This window comes from Arthrobacter sp. KBS0703 (assembly GCF_002008315.2).
Classification (GTDB): domain Bacteria; phylum Actinomycetota; class Actinomycetes; order Actinomycetales; family Micrococcaceae; genus Arthrobacter.
Genome location: NZ_MVDG02000001.1, coordinates 1504295 through 1525740, shown reverse-complemented (window position 1 = coordinate 1525740; position 21446 = coordinate 1504295). Strand labels below are relative to the sequence as shown.

At 62.0% G+C, this 21446-nt stretch carries 22 protein-coding genes and 2 pseudogenes; 11 read left to right on the top strand and 13 right to left on the bottom strand.

The window, feature by feature from the left end:
* Positions 1-749: 749 nt before the first annotated feature.
* Positions 750-917 carry a hypothetical protein gene (locus tag B1A87_RS07210; protein WP_260680734.1) on the bottom strand — a complete coding sequence of 56 codons (168 nt, stop codon included), beginning with the start codon at positions 915-917 and terminating at the stop codon, positions 750-752.
* Positions 918-941: 24 nt separating this feature from the next.
* Between B1A87_RS07210 and B1A87_RS07205 the strand changes: the two genes are divergently transcribed.
* The 3 genes from B1A87_RS07205 to B1A87_RS07195 all read left to right on the top strand — a co-directional run bounded on the left by B1A87_RS07205 (position 942) and on the right by B1A87_RS07195 (position 3505).
* Positions 942-2039, top strand: coding sequence for a hypothetical protein (locus B1A87_RS07205; RefSeq protein ID WP_139362815.1), 1098 nt, complete (start codon positions 942-944; stop codon positions 2037-2039).
* 211 nt (positions 2040-2250) lie between these two features.
* Positions 2251-2412, top strand: a complete 162-nt coding sequence (locus B1A87_RS07200; protein WP_260680733.1) for a hypothetical protein — start codon at positions 2251-2253, stop codon at positions 2410-2412.
* A 415-nt stretch (positions 2413-2827) separates the two neighbouring features.
* On the top strand, positions 2828-3505 hold the full coding sequence (locus tag B1A87_RS07195) for an HTH domain-containing protein (RefSeq protein WP_260680732.1): 678 nt from the start codon (positions 2828-2830) through the stop codon (positions 3503-3505).
* 92 nt (positions 3506-3597) lie between these two features.
* On the opposite strand, the gene B1A87_RS07190 is transcribed toward B1A87_RS07195, so the two are convergent.
* On the bottom strand, positions 3598-4044 hold the full coding sequence (locus B1A87_RS07190; protein ID WP_078028241.1) for a hypothetical protein: 447 nt from the start codon (positions 4042-4044) through the stop codon (positions 3598-3600).
* A gap of 263 nt (positions 4045-4307) precedes the next feature.
* On the opposite strand from B1A87_RS07190, the gene B1A87_RS07185 reads away from it, so the two are divergent.
* The gene (locus B1A87_RS07185) at positions 4308-5813 is read left to right on the top strand and encodes a DUF3854 domain-containing protein (protein ID WP_260680731.1); all 1506 of its coding nucleotides are present in this window, start codon (positions 4308-4310) and stop codon (positions 5811-5813) included.
* A 165-nt stretch (positions 5814-5978) separates the two neighbouring features.
* Here B1A87_RS07185 and B1A87_RS07180 read toward each other — a convergent pair whose 3' ends face one another.
* The 7 genes and pseudogenes from B1A87_RS07180 to B1A87_RS07145 form a co-directional block, all read right to left on the bottom strand.
* Positions 5979-6422, bottom strand: a complete 444-nt coding sequence (locus B1A87_RS07180) for a hypothetical protein (protein WP_139362814.1) — start codon at positions 6420-6422, stop codon at positions 5979-5981.
* Positions 6423-6505: 83 nt separating this feature from the next.
* Complete coding sequence (locus B1A87_RS07175) at positions 6506-7132, bottom strand: hypothetical protein (RefSeq protein ID WP_139362813.1); 627 nt, start codon at positions 7130-7132, stop codon at positions 6506-6508.
* 240 nt (positions 7133-7372) lie between these two features.
* Positions 7373-7450, bottom strand: a pseudogene (locus tag B1A87_RS07170) (flagellar basal body rod C-terminal domain-containing protein); the annotation flags it as partial.
* A gap of 249 nt (positions 7451-7699) precedes the next feature.
* Positions 7700-9400, bottom strand: coding sequence for a hypothetical protein (locus tag B1A87_RS07165; RefSeq protein WP_139362812.1), 1701 nt, complete (start codon positions 9398-9400; stop codon positions 7700-7702).
* 155 nt (positions 9401-9555) lie between these two features.
* Positions 9556-10788, bottom strand: coding sequence for a DUF805 domain-containing protein (locus B1A87_RS07160; RefSeq protein ID WP_078028236.1), 1233 nt, complete (start codon positions 10786-10788; stop codon positions 9556-9558).
* A gap of 538 nt (positions 10789-11326) precedes the next feature.
* A complete protein-coding gene (locus B1A87_RS07150) occupies positions 11327-11713 on the bottom strand; it encodes an AAA family ATPase (RefSeq protein ID WP_260680730.1) in 387 nt (128 codons plus the stop codon).
* A gap of 54 nt (positions 11714-11767) precedes the next feature.
* Positions 11768-12538: a hypothetical protein gene (locus B1A87_RS07145; RefSeq protein ID WP_139362811.1), complete on the bottom strand. Its 771-nt coding sequence runs from the start codon at positions 12536-12538 to the stop codon at positions 11768-11770.
* Positions 12539-13475: 937 nt separating this feature from the next.
* On the opposite strand from B1A87_RS07145, the gene B1A87_RS07140 reads away from it, so the two are divergent.
* The 5 genes and pseudogenes from B1A87_RS07140 to B1A87_RS24910 form a co-directional block, all read left to right on the top strand.
* A complete protein-coding gene (locus B1A87_RS07140) occupies positions 13476-13811 on the top strand; it encodes a VWA-like domain-containing protein (protein WP_078028233.1) in 336 nt (111 codons plus the stop codon).
* Positions 13804-14361 (top strand): hypothetical protein, encoded by a 558-nt coding sequence (locus B1A87_RS07135; RefSeq protein ID WP_078028232.1) that lies wholly within the window; start codon positions 13804-13806, stop codon positions 14359-14361. The genes B1A87_RS07140 and B1A87_RS07135 overlap by 8 nt, the downstream gene beginning before the upstream one ends.
* Positions 14316-14567 (top strand): hypothetical protein, encoded by a 252-nt coding sequence (locus B1A87_RS07130; RefSeq protein ID WP_078028231.1) that lies wholly within the window; start codon positions 14316-14318, stop codon positions 14565-14567. The genes B1A87_RS07135 and B1A87_RS07130 overlap by 46 nt, the downstream gene beginning before the upstream one ends.
* Positions 14564-14956 (top strand): hypothetical protein, encoded by a 393-nt coding sequence (locus B1A87_RS07125; RefSeq protein ID WP_185982268.1) that lies wholly within the window; start codon positions 14564-14566, stop codon positions 14954-14956. The genes B1A87_RS07130 and B1A87_RS07125 overlap by 4 nt, the downstream gene beginning before the upstream one ends.
* A gap of 33 nt (positions 14957-14989) precedes the next feature.
* Positions 14990-15103 (top strand): annotated as a pseudogene (locus B1A87_RS24910) (hypothetical protein); the annotation flags it as partial.
* A 12-nt stretch (positions 15104-15115) separates the two neighbouring features.
* On the opposite strand, the gene B1A87_RS23700 reads toward B1A87_RS24910, so the two are convergent.
* Positions 15116-15331, bottom strand: coding sequence for a hypothetical protein (locus B1A87_RS23700; RefSeq protein ID WP_260680729.1), 216 nt, complete (start codon positions 15329-15331; stop codon positions 15116-15118).
* Between the two features lie 260 nt (positions 15332-15591).
* Between B1A87_RS23700 and B1A87_RS07115 the strand changes: the two genes are divergently transcribed.
* Positions 15592-16434, top strand: coding sequence for a GIY-YIG nuclease family protein (locus B1A87_RS07115; protein WP_078028229.1), 843 nt, complete (start codon positions 15592-15594; stop codon positions 16432-16434).
* Positions 16435-16441: 7 nt separating this feature from the next.
* Here B1A87_RS07115 and B1A87_RS07110 read toward each other — a convergent pair whose 3' ends face one another.
* The 3 genes from B1A87_RS07110 to B1A87_RS07100 all read right to left on the bottom strand — a co-directional run bounded on the left by B1A87_RS07110 (position 16442) and on the right by B1A87_RS07100 (position 19817).
* On the bottom strand, positions 16442-16840 hold the full coding sequence (locus B1A87_RS07110; protein ID WP_078028228.1) for a nuclear transport factor 2 family protein: 399 nt from the start codon (positions 16838-16840) through the stop codon (positions 16442-16444).
* 61 nt (positions 16841-16901) lie between these two features.
* On the bottom strand, positions 16902-18263 hold the full coding sequence (locus B1A87_RS07105) for a GIY-YIG nuclease family protein (RefSeq protein ID WP_139362810.1): 1362 nt from the start codon (positions 18261-18263) through the stop codon (positions 16902-16904).
* A gap of 165 nt (positions 18264-18428) precedes the next feature.
* Positions 18429-19817: a competence protein CoiA gene (locus B1A87_RS07100; RefSeq protein WP_260681027.1), complete on the bottom strand. Its 1389-nt coding sequence runs from the start codon at positions 19815-19817 to the stop codon at positions 18429-18431.
* A gap of 639 nt (positions 19818-20456) precedes the next feature.
* Between B1A87_RS07100 and B1A87_RS24905 the strand changes: the two genes are divergently transcribed.
* On the top strand, positions 20457-20585 hold the full coding sequence (locus tag B1A87_RS24905) for a CxxxxCH/CxxCH domain-containing protein (protein WP_078028225.1): 129 nt from the start codon (positions 20457-20459) through the stop codon (positions 20583-20585).
* Positions 20586-21446 lie beyond the last annotated feature (861 nt).

Here is a 21446-nt window from a genome sequence, read left to right as displayed (position 1 = left end):
TGGGGTGCAGGGGCCGGCGTGGGTCGGATGAGCCGCAACTGGCTGGGCTGTCCCGAATACCTCCCGGGCTGCAAAAGAGCCCAATTCGCCGCTCTACCGGCCACTCCCACCGATCGACCATGAAACGACCACCTGGTCGAGTGGGAAATCCGCGGAATACCGGGAAATATAGGGCCCCTACTACTACTACTCTACTTAAACGACCAGAAATAGAGATATATATAAGGGGGCCCCTTGTTCTCTTCTCCTAGAGGGCCCTCCCTTCCTAGTTAATACACTTTCCCTTCCATATAGGTGTCTCCTCCCAGGTCGTTTTGGTCGAGTGGGGGTCAAGCCGGTGGCAAAATCCGCGCCAGTATTGGGATGCAGGGCCGTTTTGTCACCCTACCGGCGGTAGGTTCCCGAACGTTTGAACGACCGGATACGGTCGATCGGTTGTATTTGTGAGAGACGTCTGTTTTACCTCATGTGATAACCTGAGGAACGATATTCCGGCTCTAGAGACGATGGTTATCACATGGCTCCCAAATGGGGGCCATGTTGCTTTCCCGGGGAGATTAGGGCGGGACCCGGAAACCTCCGAAAATGCGTATACCGGGTCATTGTGAAGACGTGATTTTTGCCGCCGGCCCAGACCCATTGTGGGAGGGACACGTAAAACTGCGTCCAAGGACAGAGGGAACACCACCGGACATGACAGAAGCCGCACCTCTCGATGCGGCTTCCAGGGTGACTGCGGTGGGCTCCTACTAGGCGGCGGCCATCTCCAGCAGGGGATAGAGGGCGGCTTCCCAGTCCTTCCACTCCCGAAGCCGCGGAGCTTCCGCGAGGCTGCGGTTGTAGGACTGGTCGAAGACGAGGTGCTGCCAGGTCGGCGTCATGTTTCCGGTAATGCCCGGCTTGTCGTCAATGAGCACGTCCCCGCGGACCAGGGTCTTGTCATGGGCAAGAATGACACGGTTAACCCAGCGGTTCCCGAGGTGCTCTTAAATGGGGGGCCAGGGGCCGCAGAGGTGGTTGTAATCCATCTGCTGGCCCACGGGCACGATCGGGTACTTCGGGTCCAGCTGCAGGAGGATGCGGTTAAGGGCGTTGCCCCAGTCGAAGCTGACCGTTTGGAGTCATCAGCGACCGGCTGCTGTACGCCCCCCCGCGGGCGCCGCTGGAGCCTCGGGGGAGTGCGGTTCGGGGCCCTGGGCGGTGCCTACTCGATCGACAAACAATTCCTGTTCTCGGGGTACTGGCACCAGCATCGCACCGGCCTCGTGCCAAGGATGGAGACCCGCGTGCATGTTCTCAACCGGGAGTTCCACGACGGGAACCTGGTGTCCTTGGACCTCGCCGCGCTGGCCTGGAGGAGTACAAGCCGGTATAGGCTTGCGCCCGCAGCCGATGTCGACCCCCATAGCTTCTTCGCCTTGGCAAGCGAGCTTTCGAAGGGCACAAGGTGTCTGGCGCAGAACTCCGCGATCCACCACACTGGACTCGGAGGTGTCGACATGGCTTGGGAGTTGCTCCAAGACGAAGACAACTGGATGGGGCTGGTTTTGGAGGAATGCCCGATTCCGCACGGGCCATGCCAAGGACTCATCGCTATGGCGTTAGCCCCGCGACTTGAGCGGGAAGGCTACATGAAGTCAGAGACCGCCAGTATCCCCGACACACGGGACCGAAGTGTTGTCATCATCGCGCGGACAAACATCTTCATCAACATTGAGGCTTGCAAGGACTTCCGCTTCGAGACTCTTGTCCTGTATGCGAATTCCATCCTGCCTGGCTACCGCTTGGACGTGGCCGCTCTCGCTGCCGCCGCTTTGAAAGTCTTTACGAAGATCAAGCTGCTGACTGAAGACGAGGGCGAAATCATCCGCCGAATCGCCAGGGCGTCAAATGGTGACCTATACGTGCGAGGAGCCCATATCGACGAAGTCGTCCGGATGTGGCCAGGTGACCCAGAGGAACTTCGCAATCGGCTCCGATCTCTCCAATTGAAGGGAGTTCTGACTGTCAGCGACGGGACATGGACCATCCTTAGGTAATCGGTGCCCCTGCGTGGCGGCTACCACGACGTCGGGGCAAAGACTTGCTGCCGGGATGAAAGTCGAAGGACCGCCACGATCGCTGTGGCGGTCCTTCGACGTTAGTCGGAGTGTTTCTTCACGGTCAGCAAACTGGCCGACCCGGTCCTTGAGGTTTTCCAGCACTTCGTACTGCCGGTTTTCGTCGAAGCTGTTGCTGTCCAGGATGTCTTTGAACGAGCTTCCGGCCGACCGGCCAATCCTTTCCGCTGATGTGGACCGGGTGCTGCTGAAGGACTGCGCGCAGCGGATCGGGGAGTACAAGACGGATCTGCAAGGTGTGCGACGGGAGCTTCGCCAGGCCTTCTGGGCCAAGCTGGACCAGCTCATCTGACTGTTTGCGGCCACCGTACGGGTGGCGTCCAGTGCGCGGAACGATTTGGTGGACAGAACGCGGTTTCCTTGGCCGTTCGAACTTCCGATGCGACGCGTTTCCCGCCACAATCTGCGTTCAAGTTCCCTGGCAAGGTCATCCCGCGACCTGGCCGGATTCTCCTTTCGCAACCACTTCAACCGCCGCGGGTGACCGGCCGGCCGGCGGGCCTTCTACCAGATCTACGACCGCCTCTTTGCTCTACCAAACGGCTTCTCCTCGTCTAATGCCGGCATTGCCACATTATCGTGATGAGAGTGAGACTTCGCGTGACGCCGGCACTGAAGGTATGACTGATAGCGGGCCGGCCTCTTACATGAGTCCAGCGAAAGGCCGATGATTTTCGAACAACGGACTACACGAACCGGACCAGCACTTGGGGGACTTCGCGTCCATCGTGTCCATGACCGCGCTGAAGATGCTCACCGAGGAATTCGAAGACGACGAGCTGCTCGACGGCATCGAAAACTGGGAAGGAATGCTCCGCGTCCAGGCCCGTGCCGCCGTCCGCGACTACATCGATAAAGAAGGCGCGCCGAGGGCGGAGATGACCTCCGCGCTGCGGCGCAAGCGTGTCCTCGACGCCACCAGGGACGAGATCCGCAAGGAAATGGGCCGCGAACCCTCAGACCAGGAGATCGTGGACACCCACAACGCGAAGATGTGGGAGAAGCGGTCCAACCCGGTCAAACAGGGTGTCATCGCCACCGTGGAGGACCTCCGGGTCAGCCGGGCACAGGATGACATCGCCGACCATGATTACTCCGAGCCGATCGACACCGACTTCGTCCTGCACCCGGTCGAGGGCCCGCGGTTCATCCAGCTGATCGTGGAACGCACCAGCGCCTACAACGAGCGGCTGGGGAAGGCCGCTGAGTTGTGGCTTTCGGGCCTGTACAGCGAAGACCATGAACCGAGGATCGCCACGGTCGATGAGATCGCCGATGCCTTGGATGTGTCCCGCTCCACCGCCCGGGCCTACGTCCGCAAGATCAAGGAGTACGCAGTCCTGGTCGCCCAGGACGAGTTCGCCATCACCGAGGACGACCTCTAAGCCGGACACATTCGGGGAGGGTCAACACAAGGGCGTCCGGCCGGCATGATCTGTTGCTGACGGGACGCCCTTGATGGTGGTGGAAGGTCTGACTACCTACAAACGAAGCCCTCGTCGATATGCCTCACCACGTCTTGGCTCAGAATGAAGGTGACGCGAAGGGTGCACGTGGCACCGTTCGCGGCGGTCAGCAACACAATATTTTCGTATGACGCCTGTGAAATGCCGTCTTTGAACACTGACACGGAGTGACGCGTGTCCGTAGTTTGCTGCAATAACGGACCGTCCTTCCCGAAGCCCGCGTATTCCGCCGTGACAGTCGTCGTGTGGCCCACAGCAGTTTGCACGCCGCCATGATTGGCCGGATTAATGATGATGACGCCGCTGATGGTGGTGCAGAAAGTGCTTTGTGTAAATGGCGAGAATCCACACTCCTCCGGGAAGCTGAACGGCACCGCCGGGTTGGCGCCTGCCGGGGCGGCTGATAGGCCCAACAGGCCGATCGACGCGATACAGGACGCGATTGCTTTAAGCTTCATTGCATCTCCTAGGGTCGTTTCTTCGCCACACTCACCATTGAGTGCGCGAGTCCCCCCGGCGTCGGATTATTCTCTACCTCATGATCGGTAGGGTCAACAGGCATGACCCTACCTACAGCCGCATCCCGAGGACCCCGGACAGCCTTGAGCCGCCAATCCGACTGCTCGGGGAAGGACTTTAGCCACACCGGCTGCCGCCCGATCCATCGGTGCCATGCAGCATAGTGACGCCCGTGCTCTTCCGGGGCGCATAGGGGTTCACCATGGAAGAGATTACAAACCAAACCGATCCGGACTCCGGCGTGCAGGCAGACGGGGACGCGGCGCAGCCCTCCGTCCAGTCCGCGGCCGGCAGCATTGACCTCACCAGCCTGAACGGGCTCGACCCCAACTTCACCGGACTGCCGCCGTGGGAGGCGTCCGACTACGCTTCCAGCATCACCGGTTCCGGTGCCTTCAAGCTGAAGGACTCGGGCGTCGCACCGCTCGTTGCGGCCGCGCGCGGCTACACCCGTATCGACAAGACCAACTACGCCGAGATGGCCCGCAAGATGCAGGTGGTCGGAAACTCCGGTCAGGGCAAACGGTTCAAGCGCACCCTCTCGGCCCCCGGCAAGGACGGCATGGTCATGCCGTGGTACTCCCTGGCCGGCATCGTGAAGGCCAAGCGTGAGAATGAGCGGCCCGTCCCGCACACCTACCAGGTCCGCCCCGAGTTCCCCGAGAACAACGAGGCCGGCAAGCCGCTGAAGTACGAGTTCGTCTCCAACATCGGCACCCCGCTGGATCTGCACCCGGCCATCCCGACCGACTGGGTCGACACCACCCCGGTCGTGATGTTTGCCGAAGGCATGCTCAAAGGCGACTCGGCTCTCTCGGCGTACCTGGTCCACAACGGCATCACCTACTCCGAGCTGCGCTCTGAAGGGGTCGAGAACCCGGTGGCGAAGCTGCGCGAACTGCTCGAGCGCATCCCGCACGATGACCGGGTTCTGATCGTCTCCATCGGCGGCGTCTACAACGCTTCCGGCAACGCCGTGGACTGGCGCGAAATCCAGTTGAAGGACCGTATCGGCTGGATCGCGTTCGACGCCGACATTGCCGTCAACCCGGCCGTGCACGCCGCAGCCAACAAACTCTCCACGCAGCTGTTCGAGAAGTCCAAGATGGCCGAGGTCCTGTACCTGAACCCGCAGACCACCGCGGGGGATGACGGGTCGACCACCAAAGACGGCGTGGACGACTTCCTGGCCAAGCGGGGCAACTGGGCCGCCCTGATCAACCAGCTTGATGACGTCATGCCCGACGCTCCGGCGAAGAACGCCGAAGACAAGGCCGGCAACTGGCGTGTCGGCAAGACCGGGCAGTTTGTCGAGGAATGCGTCTCCCTGGCCACCGGCGCCGGCGGCACCATCGGCGAATACCGGTGGGAGACCCGGGTCGAAATCGGCGGCCGCGTCGTGGCCCTCGAAGCCCGCCGCCAGCCCACCGACCAGGAACTGAAGACCGGCATCTTCAACCCGAACGTCAAGTACGAGGACATCGACGACGCCCAGGTCGAGATTGAAGTCTCCTGGCATCTGAACGGCCGGGACTTCACCGCCACCGTCACCGGACCCGAATCGATCCTGGGCTACCGGCCCGAGGAGTGGGACCCGAAGAAGGCCTCCGTGCCACGCGAGCTGCTGCTCCACCCGGAATGGCTCCGCGCGGCCCCAAGGGGGAGTCGGCACCTACGCGGACCTGACCGGCCGTGCCGTTCCGGTTGAGGTCGTCCTGCCGCCGACGTTCCTGACAATCGCATCGACCAACCCGGAGGACATCCGCCGCCGGCAGGAAGCCGCGCAGGCAGTCCTCGTCTGATCAACAGGGATGGCCTCGGCGGTTTCTGGTGGGACGCCGAGGCTCCCCCTCTGCGGATCATTCGGCCCGAGTCAGTGGATGCTGACAGTCAGCGATGCCATAACGGCTTTGATTTGCCGTGCGTCTTCCCCGTGCAGGTAGGCGAGAGCCTCCTGCTCGGTATTGAAGCCCCTCTGATGGAGGAAGCGACCGAACACAGGGCCGGCTCTGAAGCTCGGCCGGCCGGGACAGTCTTGACCGTTCGCGGCGACCGTGTCCGGGGAATCGGTTAATTGCAGTGTCAGCACGACCGGGAAGCTGTAGCCGTAGCTCTGCGCTGGGTGCAGCAGAGTAGCGACGATGGATTGCTGACCCGTCCTGGAATCGTTGCCGGGGTTTACCGTCACCGGGGTGACCTCGACGAGTTTTGCTGGCACGGGACCGCATGGCCCCTCCAAGTCTGCGTAGAAAACAAGCTGGAATTCGTGCAGACCCGTGTTGCTGACAACGCCGACGCCGTTTTCCGTGTCAGCCATTAGTGGCGGCAACGGAACAGGGCTGATTGACCAGGCAGCAGGATACTGGAAGACCACGGCGGCCTGGTACGGCGATTTCTCTCCTAGCATTGTCGTGCCCGTGCCGAGACTCCCGCTGTAGGTCTGGAGCCCTGACGGGACAGTGACGACGATCGATACCCGTTGGGGTCCAAAATCGTGTCCGCCATGGCGTGGACGCCGTTGGTCACAATCTCGATCCCTGTCTCTACCCACGAAACGACGCCGCCAACCATGACGGCGAAAGCATCGGACGTTCCGGCCGTGAGGTGTTCCATCGTTCGGCCGAGGCATGGCCAGACCGCCCGCAAGGCCGTTTTCAGATAGGTCGCTGCGGCCTCCGAGGTACTCACATCAGCAGATTCGGCCATGCCCTGTATAGCGGAGGCGCAGCTAGCCGCTTCCATTGCGTTCAGGACAGCGCTCACGGCCAGGGAGTCGGCGACCTTGTGAAACCTGCCGTACATCACGGCCGCGGTCTCCATCACGAAATGTAATGCGGTGGCTAGATAGGCGGGCGGGGAGGGCTTGATCATGATCCCCATGCTTGGTGCCGCCGTTGTGTCGACTTTATATTCGACGGTTTCACCCGGTCCCAGGATCGTGACTTTATTCGGTCCTTTTGAAGGGATGCTGACGTATTTGAGTAGTGGAGGCGGTATCTGCTCGATGACGGCGCCGCGGGCGGTCAAGGAAATGCCCGGAGTGCTCTCTGCGCGGCTCTGCCGGTCCGAGGATTATTGTCCATGGCCACGGTCGGCAGGCTGGATTTGTTACGGCTGGGCGGGATTGGTCCGCAGTTCCTGCGCCACGGTGGCGACATAGCGGGTGTGGTTCCAGCCGCGGAGCGCGGCCGTGAGGGTGCCCTGGTCGAGCGGAATGTCCTTGCTTTGCAGGACAGCTACCAGGGTGATCGCATCGGGTGAGCCGTGCAGGACCTGGTCGGAGGTGGTGATGATGCGGGCGTTCGCCTGGAAGCCGCGCTGGGCGACCGTCAGGTTGGTGAACTCCGGATACTGTGCATCCGGGGGGACCAACTACCACTGGCACCGGTTCGGGGTTACCGGTCCCTTGGCCTCAATAAGCGGGGCGCACCAACACGCACACGCTGAAATTGGACATGAAGCGCTACCTCTCTGCCATCCCGGCCCCTTCACGCTGACGAATCGGGCCTTTGCGTACCCGTTGCGGTCCCAAGTCCGCACACGGGTCGCGCCCTGCGTGCATCCTCTAGAGCTGGTTGGGCTCGGTCTAGTTCATCAATTCGAGCCTCCGCCCCCGCTGACCAGATACATTGGCTCAGAATCGTGGTAAACACTGCCCTGCTGATGGTTCGGAGGGTGGATGATTCTTGGTCTGGACAGGTCGTGCGCCGCCGAGTAATCCGGATCGCATATGGGAATTTGGTCGTAGTATGCGTGGTTCTTTGAGCAGTCCCATCCAACCCCTACGGGAAAATAACGAACAAATATGGACCCTGCGGTAGAACATGTGTTTCCCGCTCCGGGCGTATGTCCGATGCAGAAGGCGTAGTCCGTTGCGCCGGGCGCATCTTTCGCAGGGCCGCTGTAGTATACGAACAGGTCGGGGTGCTTGGCCTTCTCATCCGCGACGCTGAAGCAGTTGCTGGGGTTCAATTGTGAGCACCATTTGCCCTCCAGCACTACCGGGAGGCCTGGAACTGTAGGCCTGTTGTTCTGAACGTAGTCCTTTAGTGCTTGGTCGCTGGGCTGGAATATGAACTGCCGTGCGATCGGGTCGAGCAGCAAGTCGGTGGCTGCATCAGCGACCGGGGCCAGTGCTTGTGCGGCTGCATAGATACGGGCCGCTACCAGGATTCTCTTAGCGGCAAGGTGAGCGCTCTTTTCGACCTCCGTGATGGTCGACGCGGGATTCCTGGTTGCCCAATAATTGGCGGCAGCCTGAGCAACGGAATCGCTCTGGCCGGACATGCACGACGCGAGGGCTCCCATCAACCCGGGTAGCTGCGCTCCAAGAGACTTGAGAGACGAGCTTGATAGCGTCAGATCGACGCCCGCCCCATAGATTTCTGATGAGCACTGGGCAATAGCCATAGTGGTCGTTATCAAGGACAACGCTGGGACGACTGATGCATCAGAAATCTGGGTGTAGATCAGTCCGGCGAGAACGTATGGGACGGTTGCGTCCACCTGTATTAGCGGCTTGGTTCGGTTCGAGTGCCAGAAGTTGAGCACATCGGCTTTGCCGAAGCCGAACTCGTACTCGCCCGTGGGCTGGATGAAATATGCCCCTGGGTCCGGCACCAGGGCATCCGGACCGCTAAGGACCATGGTGGACCAGGTTTCTGGGGTATTGCCTTGCCACAGGTCGCTGTGAGACCAATTCGGCTTGATGGCCGTTGTGATGGCGGCGGCGGCTCCACGGTTCAACTTGAGCTTAATCTCGAGGTCGTCGGGGTGGGCCGGGTCGGTGGTGGCGCACCAGAGGACGGGCCCGTTGATGTCGTCGAAGAACTGCGGCGCTGAGTTGTCGTCCCAGTTTGGGGGTGGTGCCGGGCAATCGGGACGACTCGTGCGGACACTCAGCAGTTTCCCGGTGAGGTTGCTCCAGAAGGCCAAACCGTAGGTCGAGAAGTGAGCCAGTTTCGCGCTGATTGATTTTCCATCTGGGGATGTTTCGCTGGCCAGGGGAACCCAGCTTTGGCTGCCGGGGTCCCAGTTGGCAACAAACGCGACCTTGTCACCTGGCACAGGTTGATTCAATGCGAAGGTGACTTGGGCGCCCGATGCGGGAAACGCGCCGGTTTTCATGTCGAGGTCCACGACTTGGTCCAAGGATGCTTGGGGCGGCAGCGCGACTTGCATGTCGGGCGTTTGGGGACGGTTTGTCACGGTGGCTTCCAAGCCCGATGCCCCGGGAAAGTTGACGGTGACTTCGGCCCGAGCTAAAGAGGTCGGCGTGGTGGCGGCGGATTGCACCGAAGGTGTTTCGGGGGTGGCGGCAGGATGCTCCGGAGGGGGGCCGGTGCAAGCAGCCAGCACCCCTACAATGCCGGCCGTGCCCAGGCATGTCAGCCGCATACTGAGGCGGCTGGAGCGACGGCACTGCGCCCCCGGGTGCCCTCCTGTGTCTTTCATTGGCAGGAACGTATGGCCTGATCAGGTGCGGTGGCGGCGTCCAAGATCTTCACATACGAATCACCAGGGAACCGGGAAGCCGCCACGCACGCTTGGGTCAACGTGACGAAAGGGCCGCCGTAAACCGCGTAAATCATGGTCCCTGCATTTGAGATCTGATTCAGTGACGAGCAGCTCCCAAGGGTCAGCAGGTACTTGGATCCCGGATGGCTCTGCAGGTTCGTTTGGATGTCCTGGGCGTAGACCGTCGGGTCTGTCGACGAGTGGTAGACGACGATGTACTGGCCCGTGCAGCCCACGGGGCGCAGTGGCGATGTGAGCCCCAGGTCGCCGGGCTGAAGAGCGGTGGCCTGTGTTGGCGGCAGGACGGGCTGTGGCTCGGCCTGGGATGTCGTGGTTGGAATTGCGGGCGGCACTGCCGCGGCCCCAGCAGCCTGGGTCGTCTCGGGTGGGCTGGGAGTGGCTTGCGCGGGAGGCGTGTATGGCGCCGGGGCCGGCTGGGGAACGGTGGCTCCGGCCTGGACTGGATCCTGGCCTGTGGGCCGCCACGAGTTCTGGCCCAGGAAGATGCCGACCAAGAGGACCACGAAGACGAAGCCGGAGGCAGCGATGCCAAGCGTCCTTCGACTCATCGTCGAGAAGCTAAAGGCAGGCTTCGGCTCCCTGTTTGGGGCCGTTTTCTGCTCCTTTGCCCTGGCGAAGTAGTCCTCGACTTTTTGGGAGTCCAGGCCTGGCTCAACGGATTCGTAGCGCTGCTTGCCCGACTCCTCAAGGGCCGCCTTTCGGCGCGCCCGATAGAAGGGAAGCTCCGACTCATCAGCTGGTGGTGGGACCGGCGGCAGCGGGCCTGCTGTCGGTAGGTAGTAGTAAGGAACTGGCTTGGGAGGCGGGCCGTATCGATTGGTATAGGGCACACTGTCCATGCAGGAAAAGACGAAAGTAACGATGCTCCCGAAGGGGACAAATCCGATCAATAGCCACAGCCCTGATCGCCCCACGTCATGAAGCCGACGGACCGACACCGTCAAAAGGGGCAGCAAACACGCCAGGAAGAAAAGTGTCCCAAGGAATCTGAGGATCTCCCATTGCGTGAGCATAGCCAAGATGCCCCACGCAAATAACGCCAGGCAAAAGGCGAGGTTGGCCATCCAGAACTCCGAACGGCGGGCACGGCCCGAAAAAGTTGCATATTTGGACAGGCAAGTCGAAACGGCCTCTTGAAGCGTCATTTTCTTTCCTCCGAAGAAAAAGTGTCTTCTGAATGACGAGACCGTTACGCGCCACCCGCCTCAGTAACAAGAGTCGGGCCCAGATGCGTTCACTTATTCTGCGCTTGAGCCTGGAAGATAACTAGTACTGCAGTCGTTCCTATTTTGGTCGACGCGGCGTTTTAATCGGACTGGTTATGGGCGGTCCAGGCTGAGGAATGGGCTTGCACCTATGGAAGGAGGCCCGAAAGGCTGGGTCGTGGCTCAACGTGTGCGGAGAACCTGGTGGATACGTCAACGGCAGGACCCGGCTGGGCGTCCGAACGCGTAGCCGCATCCTGCCGTTGCTCATGACGGCTACAGCCCGTCCGGGAACGTGAACGTGAACGGGAGCGGGTCAGGAGTCTTGCCGTGGAACAGCACGATCTCGTCGTGGGCTATCAGGACGACGTCGGTGATCTTCCCGGTCTGCTCGGAGCCGTTGACGGCTACAGTCCAACCGTCGGTGCTCGAGTGTGCCGTACCCGGGGTTTTGTCGGTGCCGTCCAGGACACCCCATTCAGTGAGGAACTGTCCGACCGCGTACGTGGCGCCCGCGGTGGGCGACCTGCGGGTTGCCCTCTCGGTCCGGGCCCAGCTCGGCAGCGATCCGCTCGGCAATGTCGTAAGCCGCGCGGCGAGTGGCGCACGCGACGATGATCTTCAGGTTGGAACGTTCGCGGAAGTAGGCCACAGCCTGGGCTACCAAGGTGGTCTTACCGGCACCGGGAGGGGAATCCACGATTGTGATCGGAGCGCCGGACCACACGCTGTAGAGGGCCTTGGCCAGGGTGGAACCAACGATAAGGGTTCGTCCGTCGTCGGCGGGTTCGGCCGGCGCCTGCTCCGGCGCGTCAACAATTGGCGTGATGCCGAGGTCTGAGAGATCAATTCCGAGGGATGTCATGCCTCTCATGTGTACGGAGCAGGGCAGCGGTGTCACCGCCCACAGCGCACGGCCCTACCTAGCCGCGAGGTCAGGCCCCGATGTGCCTTCGTCCACAACTTCGACAGGTTCGTCCAGGACATCACCCTTGCGACCTGAGGCCTCCCGGATGCCTTCCAAGGTTCGTTTGGTGACCCGAATGACGTTTTGGGTGAAGAGTACATGGGTCCCGATTCCTATGAGACTCCCCGCGATTTTAGCTGCGGCATCCTCAAGCACGATGTCACCTGTCTGGCCGCGTTTCGTGACGATGCGGTAGCCAAAGGCATCGTTGATCGGTTTGAAGGATGATGCGGGAATCTTGACCACAATCTTTCTGGCCACATGCGGGGCTGCCCGCGACGCCAGCCGGCGGACGGCCTTGTTGGTACCTTCAGCGAGGAGTACAGCCCGAACCAGATCCTCTCGGTCCTCAAGCTCGGCGAGGGGAACTTCGTAGGCTTCGGTCGCGGCGAGAACGAAGAAGACCGCGGACTCGAGGGTCAATCTTCCCGCGATTGTGTCGACCGTCGCAGTCGGAGCTGTGCCCTCAGACGCCGCGGCCGCACCAGCCTTGCGACCAATCTCGAAGGCATCACGGCGGAACTTGCTCTCCAGTTTCTTGAGAATGTCAGCATCTGACAGATCAGGATGCTCGTTCCGTAGTCGTACTACATGGCGGACGGCACGGTGAGCCTGTGATTTCAGCGCGGCATCAACTGTCTGGGCGGTAAACGGTTCAATAGCCCCGCGTCCAGGGCCGGCGGGCCTGCCCGCTTGCTTTCGTCCCCGACTTTGCTGTGCCAAACCGCGCTCCTTATGCAAGGCCAGCGGTTTCTGGTCTCGCGCGGGCAGTGAGGCTTCGCGTGATGCTGGCACTGAAAGTATGCCCCATCGAGGATCCGCGGACGTGGCGAAGACAGGAATGGAGGGGAGTTTTACGAGTCAACGCGTTTTTTGCGGCATACGGCTGCCAACGTGAAAAAGGGGTTTCCATGGCGCAATGGGAAACGTGATAACCATCGTCTCTAGAGCCGGAATATCGTTCCTCGGGTTATCACGAGGCCTAAAACGGACGTCTCTCACCGGGGGTGTCAAGCAGCCACTCCACCACATTCGGTCCCTTAATCGCCCGGCAACCTACCGCCGGTAGGGTGGCCAAATGGCCTCGCATCCCAACGCTGGCGCAGATCTTGAACCCCGCAGGGCCCTCACTCGACCAAAACGACCGCGGAGGATAGGCCCTCTATGGAAGAAGAAGTGTATTAACTAGGAAAGGAGGGTGCCCATTAGAGAGAGAACAAGGCAGCCATTATATATATCTCTCTTTTAAGGTCGTTTAAGTAGAGTAGTAGGGGCCCTATATTCCCCGGATTTCCCCACTCGACCAAGTGGTCGTTTTCTGGTCGTTCGGTGGGAGTGGCCGGCAGAGCGGCACCAGGGGAGAGCAGGGCCTTGATCCGGTGAGCGCAGCGGCCGGCGCCGTACACATACTGAGCATGACAGCCACTGCAATCGCCCCCACGTCCCCCAAGGACATCCTCCCCGCTTACCGTGCCGATGCCCGCGCAAAAGGCCACGGCCGACGGACGCCCCGGCGACCGTTCAGACTTTCCCGGCCTCGGTCTTCCGGCCACCGGGATGATCTACTCCCGCGGCAAGGGACTCAAGTATCACCCGCTGAACGCTCCCGCCATGGATCTCTCCCCGGACAAGCTCGCCGAGCTCCTGACCGAACGAAGTCATCGGCATTGCCCGGAAGCTGAACATCAGGGGCGACGACCTGGTCGTTGCGGATGTCGACACGATCGTCCACCAGTCCGTGAAGTTCAACGGCAAGGACTCGGTCACGGAAATCGCCGGACGAGGCGGCACCGACATGTGCGAAGCCATCGAGCACGCCCTGTCCCTGCCCAAGAAGCCTTCGGCCATCGTGATTGCCACCGACGGTGAAACCGGCTGGCCCGCTGAGCGCCCGTCCGTTCCGGTGATCGTCCTGCTGGTCAACGTCCGGTCCCAGCACTGGATCGACAACGTGCCCGAGTGGGCCAAGCTGGTGGAGGTCAAGGACAATGACTGACCTGACCCTGAACGTCCCGCACGGCTACCGCCTGAACCCCGGCACTGACCTGCTGGACCTGGCGGCCCGGCTGCGCGAAACGATGGAACCGATCCGGGACCGGATCGAAATCGAACAGATCGCCGAGTTCGCCGCCAAGGCCCTGGATGCCGCCGACCTGGCCGGGACACCCCGGCCGGAGTCGGTCATCTTCGACGCCGTCCAGGCCCAGACCGTCCACGTCGGGCAGATCCTCTCCGGCGAACACAGCTGCGCCCCGAACATGATCAAGGTCGCCGTCACCGACGACCCCGAAACAGGCGAGGTGTACGCCCTCGTGTTCCCCAAGCAGCAAGCCTTCGCGCAGGAGCTGGACGAAATGGAGCTCGGGGACTACTACCCGTACTGGAAAGAGGAAGACGTCGACCAGCCCCGGCCCACCGGCGTCTCGCCGCCGAATGGGCGCACCGGGCAGCGACCTGGACCAGGGTCCTGCGCGGCGCCAACCCGCTGGAGCCCAAGGGCATGTTCACCATCGAAGTCGGCTCCACCTACCCGGACGCCGATCTGATCAACCGCGCCGCCGACGTCTTCGCCGCCATGCCCACCACCGAGCAGCGGATCTACCACGCCATCCACGAGCTGCACAACAGCCAGGAGTTCACGAGCCCCTCGGAGCTGATGGCTTTCCACGCCTCTATCCCCGAACACCAGGCAGGCATCCAGTCCAGCCTGAAGCCGATCACCCTTGAAGACATCGCAGGCGGTGTCCGGTGACCGCCGTTCCGATGCCGGTGCCGCCGACGGCCCGGTTCGTCCCGGCCCTGAAGGCAGTGAGCGAACGCCACGGGGTGGCCGTCCTGGTGGATCGCCAGCCGAACCTGTGCCGCTGGGCGGTGCACACTCTTGTCGGCGGCAGGGACTTCATCGTTTCCGGCCCCGCCAAGGGCGAACCGAACAACCCCTCCAACCGGGAACTGGCTGCCCAGATCACTCAGGCCGTCGCCCGGATCGCCAAGCGCACCGGCGAAAAGCCGGCACAGGTGTTTACCGGCGACTGGGCTACCGCGGAGCTGCTCCGTGCCAAGACCGATCTCCCGGTCACTGACCTGACCGCACCGCCTGCCGCCCTGGCAGCGGACGGGACCCGGCCGTGCGGTCCTTGAGCAGATGGTGCAGATACGAGGGCGGAGGTGCGCATGGACGTCGCCTTCAGCCCCGCCGCCGATGCCGACCTGCTGACGATGCTTGGAGGCGAACGAAGGAGTGCTCAGGTGCGCCGGGCCGTGGCTGCCAACCCGAACACTCCAGCCGCCGTCCTGCGCTTACTTGCCGGCGACGCCGACGACCAGGTCCGTCAGGTAGTCGCCTTCAACGGCGCGACACCACAGGATTTGCTCGTCGAACTCGCCGGTCGAAGCGTCGACCTGGCTATTCTCGTCGCCATGAACCCAGACGTGCCCCGGGAGGTCCTTGGCGCCCTGGGCCAGGACAGCAGTCCACTTGTCCGCTTCGTCGCGGACGGCTATTTGCAGTCCCACAGGGTTCTCACCAGCGGAAACACCCCAGCGGGACTGGAGTTGAGCGGGGGAGCAGAGCTTCCGGACGATGTGGCAGGGTCCACCGACGTCCCCGATTCGTATCCCGGGCGCCGCCACTCATAGGATGGCTGAGGTTGCCCTTCTGGGTGTTGTGCTGGACCGTGCAGTGCCGGCGAGGAGGGCAGCCTTCTTATGTCCTGGCGCAGTCGCAGACCCGACCTTGGAGGCGACCGGACAGCAGGACTGAGCGAAGGCAAGGCATGAATAAAGGCAACTCAGGGGAACTGAGCCTTCGGCATCTCTTCCAGGCTGCCGGGCTGGCGCCAGAGGACGTGCAGGTCATCCGGCATACGCTCAAGCCGGACGGACTGAGAACCCGGGCGGATGCGATGGGACCCAGCCTGCTGCCGTATGTGCGGGAACAGGGCATCCGCAACAGCAAGCTCCCCGCGACGCCTCCGAGGTACTGGTTGAACTTCCTCGCCACAACCGGCCGGCGCGCCCGCTTCATCACCGCGCACGAGAACCACGGTGAAGTGCTTGCCGAACGCACCGAGGACCGCCGCTTCTTTGACCTCCGGCCCACCCCGGTGTTCGCCGCCCTGGCGGACCGGCTCGTGATCGAGTGGACCAAGGACGCGGTGAACTGGGCCAAGACGGGCGACCAGGCAACATCCATGACGGTCGTCGAGATCTCCGACCCGTCCAGCGTGCCCTTCCCGGGGTTCGATTCGCTCCTGGTCAGCTTCGACGAACTCCAGGCCGTCATAAGTGACGACCGGTATGTTCAATGGCGGACAGCTCTGAGCTCCGTGCAGGGCATCTACCTCATCGCCGACACCAGCACCGGCCGGCTGTACGTGGGGAAGGCCGACGGCGCCGAACGCTTCTTCGGCCGCTGGAGCGAGTACGCCCGTAACGGCCACGGCGGCAACGTCGCACTCCGGGAGCTGGCAGCCGCCGACGCCCGGCACCGGCAGCACTTCCAGTTCAGCATCCTGCAGGTCTTCTCGCCGAGCGCTCCGGCCGCACAGGTCGATGCAGCAGAAGCCCACTACAAGCGGGCGCTCCTGACCCGGCAGTTCGGCATGAACCTGAACTAGGGGTCGGCTATGCGGTGACGGTGTCCCCGTGCCGGTGAGCGACCTTCCACTTGCCGTCTTCGCGCCTATAAACCTGGGTGGCCCGCAGCGTGTAGCTCCGAGGTTCACCGTCCACGGACGCGGTGGTGTGCTCCAAGCCGGCCGTGTACGCCATGTCGCCCACAACGTCGTAGGAGAGCAGCTCAAACCGGTACGACGTGCAGTTGGAGAACTGCCGGGCCAGGCCGGTGAACAGATCATCGAGCTCCTGCTGCCCGAAGGCGTTGCGCCAGGCACCCAGGACACTGACCGGCTCGTTGCGGGACCAGAGCGCCCGCCTGGGTGCAGCGTCGCCGTTGTGGATGGCCAGCTCCGCCTCGTACAGGGACGTCCTTACCCAGGCCAGGAATTCATCGGTGTCGGTCATGCCTCAGTATGCTCCCGGCGATCAGCAGTGGCGAACCCACAGCTGGCGCCCGGAAAGTGTGTCAGGCGTCAGAATCCTCAAGTTCCAATTGAACCTGGTCCAGCGTCAGACGATATTCCTCAGCTTCAGGGTCCTCTATCCACTCCACAATGTCAGCCTCGTGGGCCTTGAGTGCTTCCAGGACCTGGTGCGGAGTGACACGGAAGAATTCACGGCGGCGGTTGATCCCGTTGATGCGGTGCCCGTCGAAGTGCTGGTGCAGCTTGGTCTCCAGGCTGACTGCGTCCATCGAAAAGATCATGGCGTGCACGTCGTACCGGAATGGCACCGACGCGCTGCTGAGTTCGCGCACCCGGTCCATGGGCTCAAGCCTCCGGGTGAGGCCTATCTTTACGACGCCCTCGCCGAAGCTGCCGATGTTGGAGATGACGTAAACGTAACCGACGCGGATGTTGGCTGACCGCTCCTCGATGGCGGCGATCCGGCCGTTGATTTCTTTTATCAGCCCTTCGAACCGCGCGATTCCTTCGGCGTCACCCTGGCGCCGCATGGTTGCCAGCATGTTCAGATAGTGCTCAAGTTCCTTTTCCAAGCGATCCAGGGCGACCTCGTACTCTGCCTGCGCCCTGGCTTCCTCCCGCTGCCGATCACGCGCATCCTGGGCTTCGGCCCGTTCTTTGGCCTTGGCCACCAAATGGTCCCAAACGAGGTGACTCTCCTGGAGTTTTAGGTCGCGATACTCCAGGGAGATGCTCACCCCGATGGCCAACGTCGCTGCGTGTAGTTTTTCATGGCTTTGGAGAATCCGGCTGTAGGCCGAGCTGAGACTCGTCATAGAGCGCATTGCCCGAGTGGCTGCTTCGCACTCAGCATTGAAAATGCCGAGCACCATCGTTGTGATGTCCTTGCGCAGCACTTTCCTGATTGGGCCGTCAACGCCGCTGTGTGTGTCGAAGAACTCAGCAAGGTTGTCGTGAGTGGAGATCGCCTTGCCGTCTTTGACGAGCTGTCGTGCCCGGGCGCGAACCTCCTTGATTGCCTCCGCGATTTTTGCTGAGCCGTCGGCAGCAGTGGGAAAGCCCCGGAGGTTGATTTCACGCAGGAAGTTCTCATGAGCGGCCTCGGCATGGTCTTCGCGCAGATGGGCTATTTGCCGTTCAAGTTGGGAACGCTGCCGGCCCAGGTCTTCGCAGGTGGCCTTCGCCTCCCGAAGCTTCGCCTCGATCTTGTCCTGTTGCTCGGCCAGCTCGTCGATCGTTCTCTGCTTTTGAGCCTCCACGGTGAACGGCAGCGGGCCCTCCGCATCCAGCGCGGTGAGTCGCCCGTATCCATGCCAACGCTGACCATCGAAGAACCGGACTACCCCGGGGTTCTCTGTGGCGTGCCAGCCCGCTGACCGCTTCCAACTGCCGAAGAGACCCACGCTTCCCCCTTAATAACCGAGCTGCTCTCGTGTCCGGAACTATACTGCCTGCTCCCCCCGGGAAGTTCTCGACGTCTTCGGTCCTCAGCAGACTACCGGCGGTGCAGACCTATGTCCCCGTAATCCAGGCTCGGTTACTGTGGCCGCTTGATCAGGCTGCCCAGCTTAGAGCGTTCCCATGAACCTGCGCCGGGCTTCGGCAACCCCTTCCGGTGAATGGAGCTCGGCGAAGGTTTTCTTCCGGTCGGTCTGCAGCTCTTCTGGGACGGTTGGCCGTCCGTAGTACGCTCTTGGTGCAGGCGTGGCTGCGGGCGGCTTCTGCCTTGCCGGCTTACCTTTTCGCGGATCTTCCTTGCCAGCGGATAAGTTGGTTGGCTGGCGGCTTTCGGTCTTTTTCAGCAGCGGGGCGCTGATGAGGGACCACTTCTCGGTCCTGACGCAGGAGATGAACATCTGGCCGATCAGCGCATCGCATTCGGGGCAGACGAACGCGCTGTATTCGGCGGCCTTCTGCTTGCTGCGCCGTGGCTGGATGCTGGCCTTCTCGACATCGCAACGGGTGGCGCGCATCCATGTATTGACGACCTTGTGGACGTCCGGGTGGTTCTCGTACCGCTTCAGCCCCACTTCGCGCCTGACGACTAGGGCCGGGGCTGTTGAATAGGTGCGGCCAGGTTTGGCCGACTCCGCGTTCCAGAGCACCATGGGGTGCTCGCAGCTCCAGCACTGGTTGAGCGTTGCCCAGACGAACGGGCCGTCCTCGGTGTGAACAGTATGCGTGCCAAAGGCTGCTTCGGGCGGCGCGCTGTTCCTGTTCATCTCCTCGATGCGGGCTTCGAGGGCTTCCCGGCGACGTTTTTCCTCGTCCCGTGCCCGGGCCGCACGCTCTTCTTCTCGTTGGAGCCTGGCGATCTGCACGGCAGGGCTGCCATGTTGCCATCCGTGGCCGCGTCGGAGCAGGCTGTCCACCAAGGCGCCGAGGGTAGCCTCATCCCGGAAATCAGTGGTGACAGCCAGGTCCATCAACGCCACCGGGTCCTCAGGGACTTCCGAGCTCTTTCCAAAGCCCGTCACGACCAACGGTATTTCAATCCGGCTGTACTCCAGGCGGCGGGGGACGATCCAGACGGGGAACACGTCATCGTTGAAGTAGCGCTGGCTCCTGTGCTGGTATCTCTCGGGGGCCTGCGAAGAGAGCTGGACCTCGAAGGCTATTCGACGCTTCCTGTCATCGGATTCCGCCAGGACGTCAATGGTCCATTCCCGCGAAGGATGCGGGAATTCGACGATGGCATGCCATCGTTCGGTCGCGTTGATCCGGTCCCGCAGCGCCGTTTTCATTGCAAGGTGCTGAGGTGACTCCCCACCATGATCAGCTTTGCATTCGGCCGTCCGGTAATGGGCGAAGTACTGTGTGGACGCGCCGCGGCTCTTGGCCACCGCCCGGATGCCACACAGCGGCATGACCAGCCGTTTCCGCTCCTCGGACTCCTGCAGCTCGGACCACGCCGCACCTGTGTACGTGGTGGCATCGACCCGGCTCCCGTCGAGCATGGCTGTCAGCAGCATTGTCCCGTTACCCCCATAGTTAAGAGCCGGGTTTCCGGCTTTGGGAGAGATTCGACCACGGTGGCCCGCCTGTATGTCAATAGACAATTTCGCTTGGACACGCGTGGAACGGGTCGGGCAGCGTGAGAGGTAAGGGCGAGTGGAAATACGGCAGGATGGTCCCCATGGACTCAGGAACTCCCGGTAGGCCGCGACCAGGATCGAATCCCTTCGCGACGGCCCTTGGCGCGCCCCGGCCGGTTGTCCGGGCGTCACGGGGAAAACAGCAATCCGGCCCTCGGCGGGCTCCGCGGGCCGCCTCGGAGCAGCCGGGAAACTCGTTCAAGTACCTGTACCCCCGGCTCAGTGAAGGTTCTTTCCAGCAACTGTGCGGGGCACTGCTTCGCCTGAAATACGACCCCGTCAGATGCTTCCCCGTGGGGATGTCCGACGGGGGTATTGATGCCATCTCTGACGGCAGCATCATTTACCAGGTTAAGTGGTCCAGCAAGGTCCAGCAGAACCCCCACACGTGGCTGAAGACCACCATCGAGGGTGAGCGCCCAAGGATATTGGAACTGGTGCGTGAGAAGGGCATCTCCCGCTACATCCTGATGACCTCTGTTGCCGGTACAACCACCGGAAATGACACCGGCAGCATGCAAAAACTCCAGGTGTCACTCGACGAGTTCAGCAAGGAATTCGGGATTCCGGTGGAGTGCTGGTGGCAGGCAGACATCGACGCCGAAGTGGACTCAGCGCCTGATGCGCTGAAGTGGTCCTACCAGGAGATGCTGGCCGGGACGGAAGCGATCCGATACCTGATCTTTGGCGCCAGTAAGGATGGCGCGGCGCATGAGATGAGGGAAACAATCCTCAAAGTTATGGCTTCACAGTGGGGAGACGACTCGAAGATAAAGTTTTCCCAGCTCGACATGGATCGGATAGACATCGCCGACCTTTTCGTAGACGTCCAGGCACGAAAGGTCCCACAGCCAGGTTCTTCAAAGGAGCGCTTCTTTGCAGATCATGACGACCTAGAGGAGGCCACCGGCGCCGTCGCCTATTTGCTGAACTCCCTGTTTCCGCTGACATACCTTCTTGGTGTTCCAGGTCAGGGCAAATCCACGCTTGGCCAGTACCTCTGCCAGATTCACAGAGCCTCAATCAAACCTGACCTCGCGGCCGCCACGGACTTGCCGGCGGTCACCGACCCTAAACTGCCCCTCCGAGTCGACCTTAGCGACTACGCATTGTGGCTCTCGGGCCGAGACCCGTTTGGCGAAGAAGAAATCACCCGCAGGGCCCGCGATCGGCGCAGGGACGAGCGTTCCCTGGAGCTGTTCTTGGTGGCTCTCTGCACCTTCCACAGTGGCGGCCGGCGTGTGACGGTGGAGCAGCTTCAGAGCCTCCTGGAGAGATATCCGAGCCTGCTTGTCTTGGATGGTCTAGACGAGGTCGGTGATCCACGCCTGCGAAAAATGGTTCTGGAAGAGATCGATCGATTCTCGTGGAGAATGGGCCGTTCTGAGGCAAAGCGCCGTTTCCAGATCCTCGTGACGGCACGTCCGAACGCCGCAAGCTTGCCTGAACCGGACAAGGAGAAGTTCCAGACCCTTGAATTGTGCCCCTTGG